Raw genomic sequence first — 19,321 nt, 5'->3', positions numbered from 1 at the left:
ACTTTTGCAGTTCCTGAAAAATCTCTACTGGAAACGCTGGATCAAGAAACGCGGCGCCAAGCTCGCGGGTGGTCTGGAGTCGATGAGCAAACGCAGCGAGCTGATCATCGAGGACTGCGTCGAACTGGGACACGTCGAACTGCGCGCGCGTCACGTCGAAATTGGCGCACACACCTACATTCGAAGCGGCACACACCTCTCGCTGGTGTCGTCCATCGGCCGTTTCTGCTCCATCGCGTCCGACGTCTTCATCGGCCAGGAAAAATACACCCACCCCAGTGACTGGGTGAGTTCGCATCCCTTCCAGTACACCGACGCGCCACTGATCTATAACGCCCGGACCGACATGACCGAGATTGGGCACGATGTCTGGATTGGCCACAGCGCGATGATCATGGAAGGCGTGACAGTCGGCACCGGCGCCATCATCGCCACCCGCGCGGTCGTCACTCAAGACGTTCCGCCTTACGCCATCGTCGCGGGATTCCCTGCCAAAATCATTCGCTACCGACATTCGCCTGACATCATCGAACGTCTCTTGGCGAGCGAGTGGTGGGAGAGGGATATCGCCGAATTGAAGACGCTGCCAATGGACCGCCCCGAGGCATTCTTGCAGGCGTTGGACGCAGGCAGTGCGAGCGCCAAAGCACGGTATCGCAGAATGAAGATCAGCCGTGAAGGGTGTGAAATGCTTTGAAGCTTCGGGTGATCGGGGTGATCACCATAGAAACGAAAAAGGCCGCCCTAAGGTCAGCCCTTCATAATTCGCACGCCCTGATCAGGCGACTTTTTCTTTAACGGTTATATCGACTTCCAAATTTGCGCAGGCCAACAGGTTCACCAGAGCATCCAGGGAGAACTTATCAATCTTCCCGTTCAGCAGCTCACTCAGACGCGGCTGGGTAACGTGGAGCTGTCGTGCCGCATCTTTTTGCGGCAGATCCCACGACCGTACAGTCTTGGTCAGCACTCGCATCAGCTTGGAGCGCAGCCGAAGATTCTCGGCTTCTTCTGGCGAATCAACCAACGCATCCCACACAGAGCTAGAGCGTTCGTTTGCCATTATTTATCCCTCATTCCTGCTTCTGTTGCATTTAGATTAGAAAAGCACATGAGTATGAACGAAGGCTGCGACTTTACCCCTTGCCATAAACGGAAGGGGTGTTGAAGCCCCCTAATTCCAGGGGGCGTCACGTCTCATCAGTCCAGCGACTTGTACCTGGTTGCAGCCAAGTCAATGTCGCGCTTTTCCGTCTTTTCAGTGGTTTTGCGAAACGCATGAAGGACATAGATGCCGTCCGACCGCTTCACCACATAAAACACGCGAAAAGCCCCATCTTTACACGTGATGCGGATCTCCCGCACACCTTGCCCTACGCTTTCCATCGGCTTCCAGTCGGCAGGTTCATCGCCCTCCTGGATCAGTTCCAGCTAATACCCGGCTCGTTGTCGAGCGACGGGTGGAAAGTCACCCATATCTTCTTTACTGGTGCCCACCCATACGATTGGTTTGACGCCGTCCTGCCTTGATCTGATTCCTTGCATAGAAATATTGCCTTGCGTTTGCCATTTGCCGACCCTCCATAGCGCTTACGGTCTCACTTAATCCCCCGCTGACTCATCATGGGCTCCTGTAGGGGGATAGTGCCGTCAGTAAACGCAATTTATCTCGATATCGATATAAGACCAATCGGTCGACGAAAACTTATCTCGAAATGAATATATGCCAGTTGAGTGCAGGCCTTGTGGCTGTCAGGCTCGATACCGTTCTGTTGCTGGTTAGTGTCCGTTTCCGGTCAGCAGGCTGAAACAGTCGCTTGTCGCGGTAAGCTGCGATGATCTCGCTGGATAAAGCTGCGAGCGAGTACTTACCCAACTCGGCGGTGAGCTTTTTTGCCTTGCTCGTTTCGCCACGCTGAGTGGAGAGCTTCTTGGTGGGAGTGACTTCGGAAAGATAACGCTTCAGGGCCGCCTCTAGAGTCATGCGCTCTGAGCCGCTTCGCTGAATGTAGACGCCTCTGACCATCTCGTCTTCGGCTCGACGTGACCAGTCCTCAGCGTCACGTTTGGTGCGGAAAGTCTTGGAAGCTGTGGGCCATCCTTGTTTTCGGATGACTGCTTTCCATGTACCGGAAGGGGTTTTTACGAGAGTTGCCATGCTGTTCTCCGAAGGACATCGGCACGGACTGTACCGAAACTGTACCTCGGGGGCATTCCAAAACACCCTCTCGAAACTGCAGCAGCGCTGCAGCCCTTGATTTATATGGTGGGCCCACACGGACTCGAACCGTGGACCAAAGGATTATGAGTCCTCTGCTCTAACCAACTGAGCTATAGGCCCTCAGTCAGGCGGCGGATTATAACGATGGTTTCCGAGCTGTGCTATCCGAAAAGTCCGAAACCGTTATACGAAGAAACGTCGCGCAGAATTCTTCGGGGCGCAGGGGCAGGCTGACGATGTAGCCCTGGATCTGTTCGCAGCCTTCATCGGCCAGGAATCGCTGCTGTTCGAGGTTCTCCACGCCTTCGGCGATGACGGTCAGTTGCATGCTGCGGCCCAGGGCGATGATGGCGCGAACGATGGCGGCGTCGTGAGGGTCGTCGGGGAGGCCGCGTACGAATGACTGGTCGATCTTGAGGATGTCCAGTGGCAAGCGTTTGAGGTAGCTCAGTGACGAGTAGCCTGTGCCGAAATCGTCGATCGCCAGTTGCACGCCGAGCTTTTTAAGGCGATGCAACACCGACAGGGCTTCCTCGGTTTGCGACATGATGAAGTTTTCGGTGATCTCCAGTTGCAGGCAGCCCGGCTGGAGCTCGTATTGAGTCAGCAGTTGCTCGATGCGCGTGACCAGATTGGGTTGGCGCAGCTGTGCCCCTGCGAGGTTTACAGACAGTGACCCGAACACGTCATACCGCTGGTTCCACTGATGCAGCTGCTGGCAGGCCATTTCGAGCACCCACTCGCCGATCTGCAGGATCATGCCGTTCTCTTCCGCCAGAGGAATGAAGCGTTCCGGTGGGACTTCTCCGAACGTGGGGTGAGTCCAGCGAATCAGAGCCTCCGCACCGACCAACCGTTGTGTCAGCAGGCTGACCTTCGGTTGGTAGGACAGCGTGAATTCATTGCGCTCGATCGCCCGGCGCAGCTCGTGCTCCAGGGCGATGCGTTCACTGGCCTGGGCGGTCAAGTCCCGGGTGTAGTTCTCGACGCGATTACGGCCTTTGGCCTTGGAGCGGTACATAGCGGCGTCGGCATTCTTGATCAGCGTCGCGACGTCTGCTCCGTCGGTGGGGAACAGCGCCGTGCCGATGCTGGTGCTGATGAAGAACTCGTGCTCCCCGGCCTGAAATGGCGCCGAGAAGCTGTTCAGCAGTTTGGTGGCGATGACATCGGCATCGCCTGCCGTTTGAAGGCCGGGCAGAAGAATGATGAATTCATCGCCGCCCAACCGCGCAACCGTGTCGATATCCCGCAGGTTTTCCTTCAGCCGCTGAGCAATGCCCTTGAGCAGCAAGTCGCCGACCGGATGGCCGAGGCTGTCGTTGATGTGCTTGAACCGGTCGAGGTCCAGGAACAGTACGGCGCCGAGGCTCTTGGCCTCTTTGCAATGGCTGAGTGCGGCGTGCAAGCGGCTTTCGAACAGGGTGCGGTTTGGCAGACCGGTCAGTGGGTCGTGGTGGGCCTGGTAATCCAGTCGCGCCTGAGCCTGCTTGAGGCTGGAGATGTCGGCGAACACCGCGACGAAGTGGGTGATGAACTTGTCGCGATTACGTACAGCGCTGATGGTCAGCCAGCTCGGGTAGATTTCGCCGTTCTTGCGTCGATTACTGATCTCGCCCTGCCAATGGCCTTCGGCCGTCAGCTGATACCACATGGCGGCATAGAACGCGCTGTCGTGCAGACCCGAGGCGAGCAGGCGAGGGGTTTCACCGATCGCTTCACCTTCGCTATAACCCGTGATCTCACTGAAGGCCCGGTTGACCGCGTTGATGCGCTGGCGAGTATCGGTGATCAAGACACCCTCAGCGGTGCTCTCGAACACCGTGGCCGCCAGTTGCAGCTTCTCCTGCATCTGGTGCCGTTCAGTGATGTCCCGAGCGATGGTCAGCATGCAATCTTCACCGCCAATCGGCAGCGGTCGCGATGAAATTTCGCACAGCCTGATTTGCCCGTCCCTGCGACGAATATGGCTGGTGAAGTCTTTAACGAACCCGTCGCGATTCAGTTGCTCGAGCAACTGCTGACGCTCGTTCAGGTCGACCCAGATGCCCAGGTCCAGCGTCGTGCGGTCCAGTGAAAGCGCGCTGTGATAACCGGTGATACGGCTGAAGCCATCGTTGACTTCCACCAGCAAGCCGTCGCTTTGCCGGGTAATCAACAGGCCGTCGGGGGAGGAGTGAAACGCTTTGGCGAACTTCTCCTCGGACATCTGCAGTTGCTGCTGGGCTTCCTTGAGCGGGGTGATGTCGCGCACGACCACGACGAGCGCCGGCGTTGAGTCCAGATCGAAAGGCTCCGCCGATAACAGGCCAGTAAACGTCTGTCCGTTATTGCGCCGGAACGGCATCTCCAGGTTGCGGATGCTGCCCTTTTGCAGGCGCTGCAGCAGGCTTGGCCCGATGTCCGGAATTCCCCAGATATTCAGTTCGCTCGGGGTCTTCCCGATGATTTCGCTGGCGGACAGGCCGATCTGCTCGACGAAGGCCTGGTTGGCTTCCAGAAAGCAGCCATCGGACAGCCGCGCGATCACCAGGATGTCCGGGCATTGAGCGAACACGGAGGCAAATTTGCCTTCAGACAGGCGCAAGGCTTCTTCGGTTTGCTTGGCCTCGCTGATGTCGATCATCAATCCGCGCATGACAGGCTCGCGGCCATAGGTGATGAGGCTGACGATGTCCCGCACCCAGACCACTCGTCCGTCGGCGCTGATCACCCGGTAATCCACGCTGTGATCGTTGCCCAGTCTTGTTTGCTGGTCGCAGTAGGTTTCAGCCCGCTCCAGATCGGCCTGATGCACGATGCTGCGCCAGAAGCCCGATCGGCGCCATTGGTGCAGCGGGTAGCCGAGCAGGTTCTCGGCGTGCGGGGAAACGTAGTTATAGGAGTAGTCGTGCGTGTTGGCTTCCCAGGCAATGGCCGACAGGCTCTCGATCATGCCGCGATAGTGATACTCGCTGCTGCGAAGTTCCTGTTCGAGTGCGACGCGTCGTGAGATTTCCGAGCTGAGGCGCCGGTTGATGCGCACGACAACCGCCAGGATCGAAGACAGCAACAGCAGGCCGGGCAGGCCGTAGAGCAGGAAATCGCGCCAAAAACGCAGAGGTTCCGGCGAGGTAAAAGGGGGTGCATCGGTAGACGTTTGCGGGAGTTCGCTCGCTGGAGCGTACAAATGACCGCTGATGGTCGGAAGGTGATCCTCAGAGGCCTCCTGTGCACGGGCGTCGCCTGGGTGTTCGATGTCGGGCGGTGCAGCATCCGTACTCTGCATTGATTTCTCATGCATGCCCTGCGAGGTCGTTTCCCCTTGGGGAAGAACCTGAGCGTCGACGTTTGTCGACCCCATCAAGCACAAGAAAACAATGGCCGGCATCCAAAACATGGCAGCCTCAATAGTTTCAATGGTGAGAATGAGTCGAGTGTAGTCGGGCTGGAGGAAGGTGGCACACTGCCGAAATCTTATTCTTTAAAACGCAAAACCCCCGGCAGGGCCGGGGGTTTTGGTTGACGCGTTTTTCGCTTACTCGTCCAGGAACGAACGCAGATGTTCGCTTCGGGTCGGGTGACGCAGCTTGCGCAGCGCCTTGGCTTCGATCTGACGGATACGCTCACGGGTTACATCGAACTGCTTACCGACTTCCTCAAGGGTGTGGTCAGTATTCATGTCGATACCGAAACGCATGCGCAGAACCTTGGCTTCGCGGGCGGTGAGGCCCGAGAGCACTTCGCGCGTCGCTTCTTTCAAGCTTTCAACAGTGGCGACATCGATTGGCGACTGCATGGTCGAGTCTTCGATGAAGTCACCCAGGTGCGAATCTTCGTCGTCACCGATCGGGGTTTCCATGGAGATCGGCTCTTTTGCGATCTTCAATACCTTGCGGATTTTATCCTCAGGCATTTCCATGCGTTCGCCCAGCTCTTCCGGCGTCGGTTCACGACCCATTTCCTGCAGCATCTGGCGGGAAATACGGTTGAGCTTGTTGATCGTCTCGATCATGTGCACCGGAATACGGATGGTGCGGGCCTGGTCGGCGATCGAGCGAGTGATCGCCTGACGGATCCACCAGGTGGCATAGGTCGAGAACTTGTAACCACGACGGTATTCGAACTTGTCCACCGCTTTCATCAGGCCGATGTTGCCTTCCTGGATCAGATCGAGGAATTGCAGGCCGCGGTTGGTGTACTTCTTGGCGATCGAGATCACCAGACGCAGGTTCGCTTCAACCATCTCTTTCTTCGCACGGCGGGCCTTGGCCTCACCGATCGACATGCGACGGTTGATGTCCTTGATTTCCAGGACGGTCAAGCCGGTTTCTTCTTCCAGCGCTGTCAGCTTCTGCTGGCAACGTTGAATGTCGGCTTGCAGGCGACCAATGGCTTCAGCGTATTTGCTTTTGCCTTTGGCCAGTGCGTCGGTCCAGCTCTGATCGACTTCGTTACCCGGGAACTGGCGCAGGAAGTCGGCGCGCGGCATGCGTGCATCACGTACACACAGCTGCATGATGGCACGCTCTTGTGCACGCAGACGCTCCAGGGCGCTGCGAACACGCTCGACCAGGCCTTCAAACTGTTTTGGAACCAGTTTGATCGGCATGAACAGCTCGGCCAGAGCCAGAAGCTCTTCGTTGGCCTGCTTGCTGCCACGACCGTGCTTTTTCAGGGCCTTGAGGGTGATTGCCATCTGATCGGAAACGGCACCGAAGCGCTGGGCAGCCACGACAGGGTCCGGACCGCTTTCGGCCTCTTCCTCGTCATCGCTGTCCGACTCTTCGTCGTCATCGTCCGCGGCGTCAGCCTTTTCGGCTTTCTGATCGATCGGCGGAGGGACTTCGGCTGGCGGCGCAATGCCGTCGTCCGGGTCGATATAGCCGCTCAGAACGTCGGACAGGCGACCACCTTCGGTGGTAACCCGAGTGTATTCGGAGAGAATGTGCTCGACCGTGCCCGGGAAGTGCGCGATAGCGCCCATCACTTCACGGATGCCTTCTTCGATACGTTTGGCGATTTCGATCTCGCCTTCACGTGTCAGAAGCTCGACCGTACCCATTTCGCGCATATACATGCGCACCGGGTCTGTCGTGCGACCGATGTCGGTTTCGACTGCCGCCAACGCTGCGGCTGCTTCTTCAGCGGCCGCTTCGTCAGTGTCAGCTTCGGCCAACAGAAGGGCGTCCGCATCCGGAGCACTCTCGAATACGTTGATCCCCATGTCGTTAATCATGCGGATGATGTCTTCCACCTGTTCCGGATCTGAAATATCCTCCGGCAGGTGGTCGTTGACCTCCGCGTAAGTCAGGTAACCCTGCTCACGACCACGGCTGATCAACTCTTTGAGGCGAGACTGCTGTTGCGCTTTTCCGGACATAACACCCTATCCACTGAAGGTCTTGGCGGGCAAAAAACAAGCCGAGGATTATACCCGAGCTAGGACCTCACGCGCCAGTTGAGGTCGGGGTTTGTGCAGGAACTTTGCGATTTAACAGGTTGAGAAGCTGAACTTTTTCATCTGCGCTCAACCCTGTCTGCCGTTCCTTCCTGATCAATTGATCCAGGCTTCGCTCGCGTTGGCGGGCGGACAAGCTAGTTATAGTGTCGAAAAACTGTTGTTCAAGGTTATCGGCCGAGATCAGCCATTCCTTTTCCGCCAGTTGTCTTAATAATCGTCCTTGATCGGTCCCGTGCCAGCGAGCGATCAATTGCAGCGATCGCAGCTTGGGATTTTTTTGCAGCGCTTCGAGCAATGCGACAAGCAGTTGCGAGTAAACGTTGTCTTCGGCTGCAAAATGGCTGGCATCTTCCACCTTCTGCGACAGCTCAGGGTGATGCAGTAAGGTCCTGAGTGCGGTCAGTGTCGGTGGCTCAACCGTTGCCGGTGTGCGGGGTGCCCGGGGTTCAAAGTCGGGCCGCTTGCCGTTCCTGTCCCATTTCTTGCCTTTCTCCCAAGGCTTGTTTTCCCATTTTTTCTGCTGACCGCCGGGCGCTTTTGGCGTCCACTCTTGCTGGGCTTCGTACGCGTCATGCGGTTGGTAGTCGCTGTAGTCCGGCACTGAATCGTAGTCGAAACCTGGATCGTAGGCGGGCGGCGCCTCGGCTGGTGCGCTCTGCACCAACTGGTTCACGGCTGCCGTGTCCAGGCCGGTAATCTCCTTCAGACGGCGGCGCATCAGTTCACGCAGGTTGGCCCCTGGCACTTTTTCGATCAGCGGCGCTGCCAGCGTCACCATGTGCGCCTTGCCTTCCAGCGAGCGCGGATCGGCTTCTTTGGTCAGTTGCTCAAAGAAATAATCAGCCAGCGGTTGTGCATGCTGGTTGATCCTCGCCTTGAAGGCATCCGTGCCTTCGGCGCGAACCAGTGTGTCCGGGTCTTCGCCTTCCGGCAGAAACAGAAACCGGGCACGTCGGCCATCCTGCAGGCTGGAAAGCGTTGCTTCCAGCGCACGCCAGGCAGCGTTGCGGCCCGCCTGATCACCGTCGAAACAGAACAGCACGTTCGGTACGACACGAAACAGACGTTTCAAATGTTCTTCGCTGGTCGCGGTGCCCAAGGTTGCCACGGCGTTGCGCAGGCCTTGCTGCGCGAGAGCGATGACGTCCATGTAGCCTTCGACAACGATGATCTCGTCAAGGTTGCGGTTGTGTTTGCGCGCCTCGAACAGGCCGTAAAGCTCCTGGCCTTTATGAAAGACCGGTGTCTCCGGCGAATTCAGGTATTTCGGTTTGTCATCACCCAGTACGCGACCACCAAAGGCGATGACTCGACCACGGCTGTCGCGGATGGGAAACATCACTCGGTCGCGGAAGCGGTCATAACGTTTGCCGGTTTCGGCATTTTCGATCAGCAAGCCGGCATCGATCATGGCTTTCTGCTGAAGGGTGTCGCTGCTCAAGTGTTTGTAGAGATTGTCCCAGCCGGGCGGGGCGAACCCCAGGCCGAAGTCGCGGGCAATTTCGCCGGAAAGGCCGCGGCCCTTCAGGTAATCCACGGCCGACTTACGCGTCGGGTGGCTTTTCAGCGCGGCGCGGTAAAAATCGGCGGCGGCTGTGAGCAGTGGGTAAAGCGGCGAATCCGTGGGTTGTCTTGGCTTTTGGCCTTTGACGCCCTGTTCGCGAGGCACTTCCATGCCAGCGGCTTTCGCAAGGTCTTCGACGGCCTGGGGGAAATCCAGGTTGTCGTGATCCATGATGAAGCCGAGGGCGTTTCCGCCTGCGCCGCAACCGAAGCAGTAGTAGAACTGTTTATCCGGGCTGACGCTGAACGACGGTGTCTTTTCCTTGTGGAAAGGACAGCACGCACTGAAGTTCTTGCCGGTTTTCTTTAATTGAACGCGTGAGCTGACAACATCGACGATGTCGGTGCGGTTCAGAAGGTCGTCAATAAAACCTTGGGGAATCAGTCCGGCCATGGCGTTCTCATCATCAGGCGCCCCGCCAGAAAGATCGTGGCGAATCCAAAGCGTAACGACGGTTGCTTGGTCAGTGTAGACGGGTCAACGCGGCCTGAATCAGGCTGGAAGAGTTCGACGGGGTGTGTCTCGGTCGCATCTGCGGCGTCGACAGCCTCTGTCTATGCTGCTTGAGGCTAAAACTGCAACTGCCGGCAGCCCGGCTTTGGGGCCGGGCGAGGCAGAAGCTTGCGACAGACGTCTGTATTAATACAGACGAACGGCGCGGCGCTGTTCGCGCTGAACTTTCTTGGCGTGACGCTTAACAGCAGCAGCTGCTTTACGCTTACGCTCAGAAGTCGGCTTCTCGTAAAATTCGCGGCTACGAACTTCAGCCAGAACACCGGCTTTTTCGCAGGAGCGCTTGAAACGACGCAGAGCTACGTCGAAGGGTTCGTTCTCTTTAACTTTGACGGCTGGCATCCAGAGCTACCTTCATTCATTACCGGGGTCAACGCCTCGTGCAACGCTTGCACTAAGTACGTCGGTTTTTAAGGGTTGCGGATGTTAACCCCTCGCCGCGAGGAATGCAAAGCCTCTGATCGAAAACCGCTGGTCGCAGGGATGAGCGGCGACTATTATGCGCGCCTTCGAATTTGGCCTCTACAAGGCGTACCCCATGCTAGTACTGGGATTGGAAACCTCCTGTGACGAGACCGGCGTTGCGCTGTACGACAGCGAACGCGGCCTGCTTGCCGATGCATTGTTCAGCCAGATCGACCTGCACCGGGTCTATGGTGGCGTGGTGCCTGAACTTGCGTCCCGCGACCACGTAAAACGCATGCTGCCCTTGATTCGTCAGGTGCTTGCCGAGGCCGACTGTGCCGTGACCGAGATCGACGCGATCGCGTACACGGCGGGTCCTGGCCTTGTCGGCGCGCTGCTGGTAGGCGCTTCCTGCGCCCAGGCGCTGGCATTTGCCTGGGACATTCCCGCCCTCGGCGTTCACCACATGGAAGGTCATCTTCTGGCCCCGATGCTGGAGGAGCAGCCGCCCGAGTTTCCGTTCGTCGCCTTGTTGGTGTCGGGCGGTCACACCCAGCTGGTTCGGGTCGACGGGATCGGTCTTTATGAGCTGTTGGGCGAGACGCTGGATGATGCGGCTGGTGAGGCGTTCGACAAGACCGCCAAGATGATGGGCCTGAATTATCCTGGAGGTCCTGAAATTTCCCGTCTGGCGGTTAAAGGCGTTCCGGGGCGTTTCACGTTCCCGCGCCCGATGACGGATCGTCCTGGGCTGGATTTCAGTTTCAGCGGCTTGAAAACCTTTGCCCTGAACACTTGGCAGCAGTGCCAGAGCGCTGGGGACGACGGTGAGCAAACCCGTTGCGACATCTCGCTGGCCTTCCAGGAAGCGGTGGTGGAGACTCTGACCATCAAGTGCAAGCGTGCGTTGAAGCAAGCTGGCATGAAGCGACTGGTGATCGCCGGTGGCGTGAGTGCAAACAAGGCATTGCGTGAATCGCTGGAGAAGATGCTGAGCGGTCTGGGCGGCAACGTTTACTACGCGCGTCCGGAGTTCTGTACCGATAACGGCGCGATGATCGCGTTTGCCGGTTGCCAGCGGTTGCAGGCGGGTCAGAAGGAAGGCCTGAGCATCAGCGTGCAGGCTCGCTGGCCGATGGAGCAATTGCCGGGTCTGTAAGGTGGGTTTCGTGTGATGAAAAAGGCTCGGTTGAGCCTTTTTCATCTTTTGCATTCAGAAATGCCGTTCGCGCCCGGCAAACAGGTCGCGTAGATTGCCGCGATGACGCCAGACAATCAGCAGCGTCAGCAGGGTCATGGGCAGCAGCGCGTGAGGCTCTTGCCAAGCGAGAAGCGGCAGGGTCAGCGGAGTGGCGATCAGCGAAGCCAGTGAGCTGGTGCGGGTCAGGTAGAACGTCAGCAGCCATGCAGCAATCGCCAGGAGGGCGGCGGGCGGGTACAAACCCAGCAGCATGCCGGCCGCGGTCGCTACGCCTTTGCCGCCCCGGAAACGGAAGTACAGCGGAAAGAGATGGCCGAGGACTGCGCAGAGCCCGATCCAGGCTTGTTCGCGAGGGTCGAGCCCGATCCCGCTGGCGATCAGCACGGGGATCAGGCCTTTGCAGACGTCACCGATCAGGGTCAGGATAGCGAGCTTCTTGCCGGCCAGGCGCAGCATGTTCGTCGCGCCAGCGTTGCCCGAGCCGCTGGCACGCGGGTCCGGGCTCCCGGTGATGCGGCTGAGCAGGATGGCAAACGACAGCGAGCCGAGCAGGTAGGCGAGGAACGCCAGTAACCAAAACATGCTAACCATTCCGGGCGAGGATGCCTTGATTCTAACGGCGCATCGCGCCCTTGTCGTGTAACGGAGAGAAAGGCTTGGACAGAGTTTTCATTGAGGGTCTGGAAGTCGATACGGTGATTGGCGCCTACGACTGGGAGCGCGGCATTCGCCAGTGCTTGCGTCTGGACCTGAGTTTTGCCTGGGACAATCGGCCGGCCGCGGCGGGTGATGACCTGAGCAAGGCGCTCGACTATGCCAGCGTTTCCGCTCGCATCCAGGCCTTTGCCGAAGCGGCGCAGTACCAGTTGGTCGAAACATTCGCCGAGCGTCTGGCCGAAGTGCTGATGAGCGAGTTCAACATTCCCTGGCTGCACCTCAAACTGACCAAACCGGGAGCCGTGCCAGCGGCCAAGGGCGTGGGTGTGGAGATCGAGCGCGGATGCCGCTGACACGAATTTTCCTGGGTCTGGGCAGCAATATCGACCGGGAGCGGCACTTGTGCGCCGGGCTGGAGGCGTTGGCCGGTTTCCTGACCGACATGACCTGTTCGCCGGTGTTCGAAAGTCACCCGGTGGGCATCAAGAGCGGGCCGTTTTTCAATCTGGCGGTGTCTGCCCTGACCGACCTGCCATTGATCGAACTGGACCGTCGACTGAAATTCATTGAGGCTGACAACGGTCGCTATGCGCCGGATCGTAAGGGCTTGCCGCTGGACATCGACGTGCTGCTGTACGACGAACAGGTGGGCAATTTCGATGGTCTGGTATTGCCGCGCGCCGAAATCCTGAAAAACGCCTTTGTGCTCTGGCCGCTGTCGTTGATTGCGCCCGAGCGTCTGCATCCTGCGGTCGGTGTGCCCTTTCAGCAGCTGTGGGCCGAGGCGCAGATTGATCAGAAGCTCTGGCCGGTTGCTTTTGAATGGCGCGGAGCGCAATTGACGCCCGATTCGCTGCTGGCGCCGATTTGAGAGCACGGAGCGTTTGTGGGAGCGAATTTATTCGCGAGAGGCCGGTGCATCCGACACGTGTGTGTCGCCTGATAAACCTTCGCGTATAAATTCGCTCCCACAGGAAAGAACGTCCGGCGTGATTGATGCGTTTAACCCTGATACGACGCCTTATAAACCATCAACGTGTCGAGCCGCTCACGCTTTAGTGCCTCGCCCAGTTCCTGTCCCTGATAGCCCTGATCCAGCAACGGCTGCACCGCGACTTTTCGCGCCGCTTCGGCTGCGCCGCGCAAATATTCGGCCTGTGGGTAACTCCGGTTTTCAAAGCCTTTGCGGCCTCGGGCGTCCATTTCGCAGGCGACGATAAACTCTTCGAACCGTTGCGGGCGGCGGTAAACGTCAAACGTCTGCAGCAAATCGAGCAACGTTGAGGGCTTTAGCTCTAGAGCGCGATGCCCGTGCGTGTGGTACTGGCCGACCAACAGCGCCAGTTCCTGGCAATCCCTTGGCACTTTGAACCGCAGGTTCACGGCCTTGATGGCCTTCAGCCCTTTGTGTTCATGGGCGATATGACGAGGCCATTCTTCTTCCGGCGTCAGGCCTTTGCCCAGATCGTGCAGCAGGCACGCCCAGCGCACGCTTAATGGCTGGTGATGAAGAGCGGCTTGATGCAGGACGCTCAGAACGTGCAGGCCCGTATCGATCTCCGGGTGGTGCGCTTGCGGTTGAGGTACCCCAAACAGCGCATCGACCTCCGGCATCAGGACATTTAGCGCGCCGCATTCGCGCAGCACCTCGATGAACACCTGAGGTTCGCGCTCCATCAGTGCGCGGGAAATTTCCTTCCAGCTGCGCTCGGGCGTCAGGGCCTCAAGTTCGCCGGATGCGCTGAGTTGGCGCATCAGTGCCATGGTTTCAGGCGCAATGGTGAAGCCGTCAGGCGCGTAGCGGGCAGCGAAGCGGGCAACGCGCAGCACACGCAGGGGATCTTCGGCAAACGCCGGAGAAACATGGCGCAAAATGCGTGCTTCGAGGTCCCGTTGACCATGATAAGGATCGGTCAGATGACCTTGTTTGTCTTCCGCAATCGCATTGATCGTCAGGTCACGCCGGATCAGGTCCTCTTCGAGGGTGACGTCCGGGTCGGTGTGAAACACAAAGCCGCCGTAGCCTCGTCCTGTCTTGCGCTCCGTGCGGGCCAGCGCGTATTCCTCGCCGGTGAGGGGATGCAGAAACACCGGAAAATCCGTCCCGACCGGGCGATAGCCCTTGATCATCATTTCGTCGGTCGTCGCGCCCACCACCACCCAGTCGGTATCCGCGACAGGTTTGCCAAGCAGGCGATCACGAACGGCCCCGCCAACTTTATAGATCTGCATAAAAAAACCTCCGTAAGCGCGACAGGATAAACCTTAAGTCGCGCTTGCGGAGGTGGTAATCGCTTTATCGGTCAGAGGTGAACGACGGCCAGATCGAGGCGGGGATATTCACTGTCAGCGTGTTCGCTTCTCGGTGGCACGTGGTGGGTCTTCATGATCTGATCGCCTTGCAGCGTTTCAAGATGAATGTCAAAACCCCACAAGCGGTGCAGGTGTTTGAGGACCTCGTCAGTGGAGTCGCCCAAGGGTTTGCGGTCGTGTTGTTGATGGCGCAGGGTCAGCGAGCGATCGCCACGGCGGTCGATGCTGTAGATCTGCACGTTCGGTTCACGGTTGCCCAGGTTGTACTGCGCGGCCAGCGTTTCACGAATGATTCGGTAGCCCGTTTCGTCATGGATCGCCGGGACCAGCAAATCGTCTTTCTGGTCATCGTCCAGAATGCTGAACAATTTCAGGTCGCGGATGACCTTCGGCGACAAGTATTGCAGGATAAAACTCTCGTCCTTGAAGCTGCTCATCGCAAACTTTACCGCCGTGAGCCAATCGGTGCCCGCCAAGTCCGGGAACCAGCGATGATCTTCTTCGGTCGGGTGTTCGCACATCCGCCGAATGTCCTGATACATGGCAAAACCCAGTGTGTAGGGGTTGATGCCGCTGTAGTACGGGCTGTCGAATCCGGGCTGGAACACTACGCTGGTATGGGACTGCAGGAACTCAAGCATGAATCCGTCAGTGACCAGGCCTTCGTCGTACAGGTCGTTCATCAGTGTGTAGTGCCAGAAGGTTGCCCAACCCTCGTTCATGACCTGCGTCTGACGCTGGGGATAAAAATACTGGGCGATCTTGCGCACGATCCGCACGACTTCGCGCTGCCAAGGCTCCAGTAACGGGGCGTGTTTCTCGATGAAGTAAAGGATGTTTTCCTGAGGTTCGGCAGGGAAACGGGCGTAGTCCTCCTTGTCGTTCTTGCTGGCGTTCTTCGGAATGGTGCGCCACAGGTCATTGATCTGCTTTTGCAGGTGTTCTTCCCGGTCCTTCTGGCGACGGCGTTCCTCTTCGGCCGAAATGGGATAAGGGCGTTTGTAGCGGTCAACGCCGTAGTTCATCAGCGCGTGGCAGGAGTCGAGCAAATCCTCGACGGCGTCGATGCCATGGCGCTCTTCGCACTGCATGATGTACTGCTTGGCGAACACCAGGTAATCGATGATCGAGCTGGCGTCAGTCCAGGTGCGAAACAGGTAATTGCCTTTGAAGAAGCTGTTGTGGCCATAGCAAGCATGCGCCACCACCAGTGCCTGCATGCAGATGGTGTTTTCTTCCATCAGGTAGGCGATGCACGGGTCGGAGTTGATGACGATTTCGTAGGCCAGGCCCATCTGACCGCGAGAGTAGGATTTTTCCGTGCTCAGGAAGTGCTTGCCGTAGGACCAATGGTGATACCCCAGCGGCATGCCCACCGACGCATACGCGTCCATCATCTGCTCGGCGGTGATCACCTCGATCTGATTAGGGTAGGTGTCCAGCGCGTAACGTTCGGCAATACGGCTGATCTCCCGGTCATAGGCCTGGATCAGCTCGAACGTCCACTCTGAACCCGTGGATAGAGGTTGGCGCTTCTGCTCTCTAGCGGTCATGTCACTAACCTGCGCTGGAAGAGTTCACGGAATACCGGATAAATATCACCGGCAGAGACCAGCTGTTGCTGGGCGAACGTGTCGGCGAAGGCTTCACCGATGCGCTCGTATTCGAACCACAGCGCCTGATGTTCGCGCGGGGTGATCTCGACGTAAGTGTAGTACTGCACGAACGGCATGATCTGTTTGATCAGAATGTCCCGGCAGATGGGGGAGTCGTCGTTCCAGTTGTCGCCATCCGATGCTTGGGCCGCATAGATATTCCACTCGTTGGTGGGGTAACGCTCGGCCATGATTTCCTGCATCAGTTTCAATGCGCTGGAGACGATGGTGCCGCCGGTTTCGCGGGAATAGAAAAACTCCTCCTCGTCGACTTCCCTGGCGCTGGTGTGGTGACGGATGAACACGACTTCGATCTTGTCGTAGTTCCGCTTCAGGAACAGATACAACAGGATGAAGAAGCGTTTGGCGATGTCCTTGGTGGCTTGCGTCATCGAGCCAGAGACGTCCATCAGGCAGAACATGACCGCTTTTGAACTGGGATTGGGTTGCTTGACCAGCAGGTTGTATTTGAGGTCGAAGGTGTCCAGATAAGGCACGCGTTTGATGCGCGCCTGCAGGCGCTGCGCTTCCACTTCCAACTCTTGAATATCGCCGAAATTGTCGGGTTCTTCGCGTTTAAGGCGCTCAAGTTCCGCGAGCACCTCCCGTAGCTTGGCGCGGCTGCTGCCGGACAAGGCAATGCGGCGCGCGTGTGCCGAACGCAGGGTACGGATGATGTTGATGCGCGACGGGTTGCCTTCGTTGCTGATGCCCGCGCGCACGGTCTTGAAGGTGTCGGTGCCGCTCAGGTTGCGTTTGACCAGGTTGGGGAGTTCCAGGTCCTCGAACATGAATTCAAGGAATTCCTCCTGAGTGATCTGGAAGACGAACTCGTCCATGCCTTCGCCGGAATTACTCGCTTTGCCGGGGCCTTTTCCTCCGCTGCCCCCCTGTGGGCGGGCGATGTGTTCGCCCGAGGTGAATTCTTTGTTGCCCGGGTGAACGACGGTCTGTTTGCCGCCCCGCCCATGGTGCAGCACCGGTTCGTCGATGTCGCGTCCGGGAATGCTGATCTGTTCGCCATGCTCCATGTCGGTGATGGAGCGGCGGCTGACTGCTTCTTCGACTGCTTTCTTGATGTGGTCACGGTAGCGGCGCAAAAAGCGCTGCCGATTTACCGTGCTCTTGTTCTTGCCGTTGAGACGTCGGTCGATCACATAGCTCATAGGCCCTCCGGGCAGCTACAAGAAAAAATCAGCCACAAGCTGCAAGCTGATTCGGACCAGGCATTCAAACGCTGACCCGTTCAGCTTGCCGCTTGAAACTTGTAGCTCACAGCTGCTTTATTGGGATTTACGGACCCGCAGATACCACTCGGAGAGCAAGCGTACCTGTTTGTCGGTGTAGCCCCGCTCGACCATTCGGGTGACGAAGTCGTTGTGTTTCTGTTGGTCCTCTTTGCTGGCTTTGGCGTTGAAGCTGATAACCGGCAGCAGATCCTCGGTGTTGGAGAACATTTTCTTCTCGATCACCACGCGCAGCTTCTCGTAGCTGAGCCAGGTCGGGTTTTTGCCGTTATTGTTGGCGCGGGCACGCAGCACGAAATTGACGATTTCGTTGCGGAAGTCTTTCGGGTTACTGATGCCGGCCGGCTTCTCGATTTTCTCCAGTTCTTCATTCAGCGCGACGCGATTAAGGATCTCGCCGGTTTCCGGATCGCGGTATTCCTGATCCTGAATCCAGAAATCCGCATACAGCACATAGCGGTCGAAGATGTTCTGGCCGTATTCACTGTACGACTCCAGGTACGCCGTCTGGATTTCCTTGCCAATAAACTCGATATAACGCGGCGCGAGGTATTCCTTGATGAAGCGCAGGTAACGCTCACGGGTCTCGGCCTGGAATTGCTCCTGCTCGATCTGTTGCTCCAGCACATAAAGCAGGTGAACCGGGTTGGCGGCAATCTCGTGCGGATCAAAGTTGAAGACCTTGGACAGGATCTTGAATGCAAACCGGGTGGACAAACCGTTCATGCCTTCGTCGACGCCCGCACTGTCGCGATACTCCTGAATCGACTTGGCTTTCGGGTCGGTGTCTTTGAGGTTCTCGCCGTCGTACACCCGCATCTTCGAATAGATGTTGGAATTCTCGGGTTCTTTAAGCCGCGACAGGACCGTGAACTGCGCCAGCATTTTCAAGGTGTCAGGCGCACAGTGCGCTTTGGCCAGCGAGCTGTTGAACAGCAGTTTGTCGTAGATCTTGATCTCGTCACTGACCCGCAAGCAATACGGCACCTTCACGATGTAGATACGGTCGATGAAGGCTTCGTTGTTCTTGTTGTTGCGGAAGCTGTGCCATTCCGATTCGTTGGAGTGGGCCAGCAAAATGCCGGTGAACGGAATCGCCCCAAGGCCTTCGGTACTGTTGTAGTTGCCTTCCTGAGTCGCGGTGAGCAGTGGGTGCAAGACCTTGATCGGCGCCTTGAACATCTCCACGAACTCCATCAGGCCCTGGTTGGCCCGGCACAGCGCGCCAGAATAGCTGTAGGCATCGGCGTCGTTCTGTGGGTATTCCTCGAGTTTGCGGATATCGACCTTACCGACCAGTGCCGAAATATCCTGGTTGTTCTCGTCACCCGGCTCGGTCTTGGCCACCGCAATCTGATTGAGGATCGACGGATAGAGTTTCACCACCTTGAACTGGCTGATATCGCCCCCGAACTCGGCCAGACGTTTGGTCGCCCATGGCGACATGATGGTGTTGAGGTAGCGGCGCGGAATGCCGTAGTCCTCTTCGAGGATCGTCCCGTCTTCGGTAGGTTTGAACAGGCCCAAGGGCGATTCGAAAACCGGGGAGCCCTTGATGGCGTAGAAAGGTATTTTTTCAACAAGCTGTTTGAGTTTTTCAGCCAGGGACGACTTGCCGCCGCCTACGGGGCCGAGCAGGTAAAGGATCTGTTTCTTCTCTTCCAGGCCTTGGGCGGCGTGGCGGAAGTACGAGACGATTTGCTCGATGCAGTCCTCCATGCCATGGAAATCCTCGAACGCCGGATAGCGCCGAATGACCTTGTTGGAGAAGATTCTGGACAGCCGGGAATTGGTCGAGGTGTCGAACAACTCAGGCTCGCCGATGGCCATCAGAAGACGTTCTGCGGCAGAGGCGTATGCACTGCGGTCGGTTTTGCAGAGCTCCAAGTACTCCTGTAGCGAGAGCTCTTCCTGGCGTGTCGATTCAAAGCGTTGTTGGAAGTGGCTAAAAATACTCATGACGTCACCTCGCTCGATACGTGGAGCCGGCGGCGGATCGTCAGTCGATGCTGGCTGGCCTCTGATCACTCAGAAACCATTACCCCCCAAACACCATAAAAGTAGCTACCGATGACCCACGCGCCGGTGTACCGGCTCTCCCC

The 19,321-nt window shown here is 57.8% G+C and carries 13 protein-coding genes, 1 tRNA gene and 3 pseudogenes; 4 read left to right on the top strand and 13 right to left on the bottom strand.

Annotated features, from left to right (window positions below; translation table 11 throughout):
* The first annotated feature begins 4 nt into the window (after positions 1 to 4).
* Positions 5 to 697, top strand: a complete 693-nt coding sequence (locus BLS87_RS09465; protein WP_074752237.1) for a CatB-related O-acetyltransferase — start codon at positions 5 to 7, stop codon at positions 695 to 697.
* An 81-nt stretch (positions 698 to 778) separates the two neighbouring features.
* Here the strand turns inward: BLS87_RS09465 and BLS87_RS09460 are convergent, their stop codons facing one another.
* From BLS87_RS09460 to rpsU, 8 genes and pseudogenes are all read right to left on the bottom strand, one after another.
* Positions 779 to 1,063 carry a helix-turn-helix domain-containing protein gene (locus BLS87_RS09460; RefSeq protein WP_074752236.1) on the bottom strand — a complete coding sequence of 95 codons (285 nt, stop codon included), beginning with the start codon at positions 1,061 to 1,063 and terminating at the stop codon, positions 779 to 781.
* A gap of 137 nt (positions 1,064 to 1,200) precedes the next feature.
* Positions 1,201 to 1,545: pseudogene (locus tag BLS87_RS09455) on the bottom strand (type II toxin-antitoxin system RelE/ParE family toxin).
* Between the two features lie 226 nt (positions 1,546 to 1,771).
* Positions 1,772 to 2,158, bottom strand: a pseudogene (locus BLS87_RS09450) (hypothetical protein); the annotation flags it as partial.
* Between the two features lie 106 nt (positions 2,159 to 2,264).
* Positions 2,265 to 2,341, bottom strand: a tRNA-Ile gene (locus tag BLS87_RS09445).
* A gap of 16 nt (positions 2,342 to 2,357) precedes the next feature.
* Positions 2,358 to 5,315, bottom strand: a pseudogene (locus BLS87_RS09440) (sensor domain-containing protein); the annotation flags it as partial.
* Positions 5,316 to 5,738: 423 nt separating this feature from the next.
* Positions 5,739 to 7,583, bottom strand: coding sequence for an RNA polymerase sigma factor RpoD (rpoD, locus tag BLS87_RS09435; protein ID WP_074752235.1), 1,845 nt, complete (start codon positions 7,581 to 7,583; stop codon positions 5,739 to 5,741).
* Between the two features lie 67 nt (positions 7,584 to 7,650).
* Positions 7,651 to 9,621 carry a DNA primase gene (gene dnaG, locus BLS87_RS09430; protein WP_074752234.1) on the bottom strand — a complete coding sequence of 657 codons (1,971 nt, stop codon included), beginning with the start codon at positions 9,619 to 9,621 and terminating at the stop codon, positions 7,651 to 7,653.
* Between the two features lie 246 nt (positions 9,622 to 9,867).
* Positions 9,868 to 10,083, bottom strand: coding sequence for a 30S ribosomal protein S21 (rpsU, locus tag BLS87_RS09425; RefSeq protein WP_002551877.1), 216 nt, complete (start codon positions 10,081 to 10,083; stop codon positions 9,868 to 9,870).
* A gap of 196 nt (positions 10,084 to 10,279) precedes the next feature.
* Here rpsU and tsaD point away from each other — a divergent pair, with 196 nt between their 5' ends.
* The gene (gene tsaD, locus BLS87_RS09420; protein ID WP_074752517.1) at positions 10,280 to 11,305 is read left to right on the top strand and encodes a tRNA (adenosine(37)-N6)-threonylcarbamoyltransferase complex transferase subunit TsaD; all 1,026 of its coding nucleotides are present in this window, start codon (positions 10,280 to 10,282) and stop codon (positions 11,303 to 11,305) included.
* A gap of 54 nt (positions 11,306 to 11,359) precedes the next feature.
* Here tsaD and plsY read toward each other — a convergent pair whose 3' ends face one another.
* Complete coding sequence (gene plsY, locus BLS87_RS09415) at positions 11,360 to 11,929, bottom strand: glycerol-3-phosphate 1-O-acyltransferase PlsY (protein WP_074752233.1); 570 nt, start codon at positions 11,927 to 11,929, stop codon at positions 11,360 to 11,362.
* Positions 11,930 to 12,003: 74 nt separating this feature from the next.
* On the opposite strand from plsY, the gene folB reads away from it, so the two are divergent.
* A complete protein-coding gene (gene folB / locus BLS87_RS09410; protein ID WP_074752232.1) occupies positions 12,004 to 12,357 on the top strand; it encodes a dihydroneopterin aldolase in 354 nt (117 codons plus the stop codon).
* Positions 12,348 to 12,875, top strand: coding sequence for a 2-amino-4-hydroxy-6-hydroxymethyldihydropteridine diphosphokinase (folK, locus tag BLS87_RS09405; RefSeq protein WP_074752231.1), 528 nt, complete (start codon positions 12,348 to 12,350; stop codon positions 12,873 to 12,875). Before folB ends, folK begins: the two co-directional genes overlap by 10 nt.
* 131 nt (positions 12,876 to 13,006) lie before the next feature.
* Here the strand turns inward: folK and BLS87_RS09400 are convergent, their stop codons facing one another.
* From BLS87_RS09400 to BLS87_RS09385, 4 genes are all read right to left on the bottom strand, one after another.
* Entirely contained in the window at positions 13,007 to 14,236 is a 1,230-nt protein-coding gene (locus tag BLS87_RS09400; RefSeq protein WP_074752230.1) for a multifunctional CCA addition/repair protein, read from the bottom strand.
* Positions 14,237 to 14,307: 71 nt separating this feature from the next.
* Positions 14,308 to 15,870, bottom strand: coding sequence for a SpoVR family protein (locus BLS87_RS09395; RefSeq protein ID WP_074752229.1), 1,563 nt, complete (start codon positions 15,868 to 15,870; stop codon positions 14,308 to 14,310).
* Complete coding sequence (locus tag BLS87_RS09390; RefSeq protein ID WP_074752228.1) at positions 15,867 to 17,138, bottom strand: YeaH/YhbH family protein; 1,272 nt, start codon at positions 17,136 to 17,138, stop codon at positions 15,867 to 15,869. The genes BLS87_RS09395 and BLS87_RS09390 overlap by 4 nt, the downstream gene beginning before the upstream one ends.
* A gap of 117 nt (positions 17,139 to 17,255) precedes the next feature.
* On the bottom strand, positions 17,256 to 19,178 hold the full coding sequence (locus BLS87_RS09385) for a PrkA family serine protein kinase (RefSeq protein ID WP_074752227.1): 1,923 nt from the start codon (positions 19,176 to 19,178) through the stop codon (positions 17,256 to 17,258).
* Positions 19,179 to 19,321: the final 143 nt, after the last annotated feature.

This window comes from Pseudomonas abietaniphila, assembly GCF_900100795.1.
GTDB classification, from domain to species: domain Bacteria; phylum Pseudomonadota; class Gammaproteobacteria; order Pseudomonadales; family Pseudomonadaceae; genus Aquipseudomonas; species Aquipseudomonas abietaniphila.
This window is presented reverse-complemented; position numbering and strand designations above follow the sequence as displayed.

What these genes read in the sequence shown, in the direction of transcription:
- BLS87_RS09460 (WP_074752236.1), bottom strand. Translation starts at nt 1,063, where the DNA reads ATGGCAAACGAACGCTCTAGCTCTGTGTGGGATGCGTTGGTTGATTCG.
- rpoD (WP_074752235.1), bottom strand. Translation starts at nt 7,583, where the DNA reads ATGTCCGGAAAAGCGCAACAGCAGTCTCGCCTCAAAGAGTTGATCAGC.
- dnaG (WP_074752234.1), bottom strand. Translation starts at nt 9,621, where the DNA reads ATGGCCGGACTGATTCCCCAAGGTTTTATTGACGACCTTCTGAACCGC.
- rpsU (WP_002551877.1), bottom strand. Translation starts at nt 10,083, where the DNA reads ATGCCAGCCGTCAAAGTTAAAGAGAACGAACCCTTCGACGTAGCTCTG.
- tsaD (WP_074752517.1), top strand. Translation starts at nt 10,280, where the DNA reads ATGCTAGTACTGGGATTGGAAACCTCCTGTGACGAGACCGGCGTTGCG.
- plsY (WP_074752233.1), bottom strand. Translation starts at nt 11,929, where the DNA reads ATGTTTTGGTTACTGGCGTTCCTCGCCTACCTGCTCGGCTCGCTGTCG.
- folK (WP_074752231.1), top strand. Translation starts at nt 12,348, where the DNA reads ATGCCGCTGACACGAATTTTCCTGGGTCTGGGCAGCAATATCGACCGG.
- BLS87_RS09400 (WP_074752230.1), bottom strand. Translation starts at nt 14,236, where the DNA reads ATGCAGATCTATAAAGTTGGCGGGGCCGTTCGTGATCGCCTGCTTGGC.
- BLS87_RS09395 (WP_074752229.1), bottom strand. Translation starts at nt 15,870, where the DNA reads ATGACCGCTAGAGAGCAGAAGCGCCAACCTCTATCCACGGGTTCAGAG.
- BLS87_RS09390 (WP_074752228.1), bottom strand. Translation starts at nt 17,138, where the DNA reads ATGAGCTATGTGATCGACCGACGTCTCAACGGCAAGAACAAGAGCACG.
- BLS87_RS09385 (WP_074752227.1), bottom strand. Translation starts at nt 19,178, where the DNA reads ATGAGTATTTTTAGCCACTTCCAACAACGCTTTGAATCGACACGCCAG.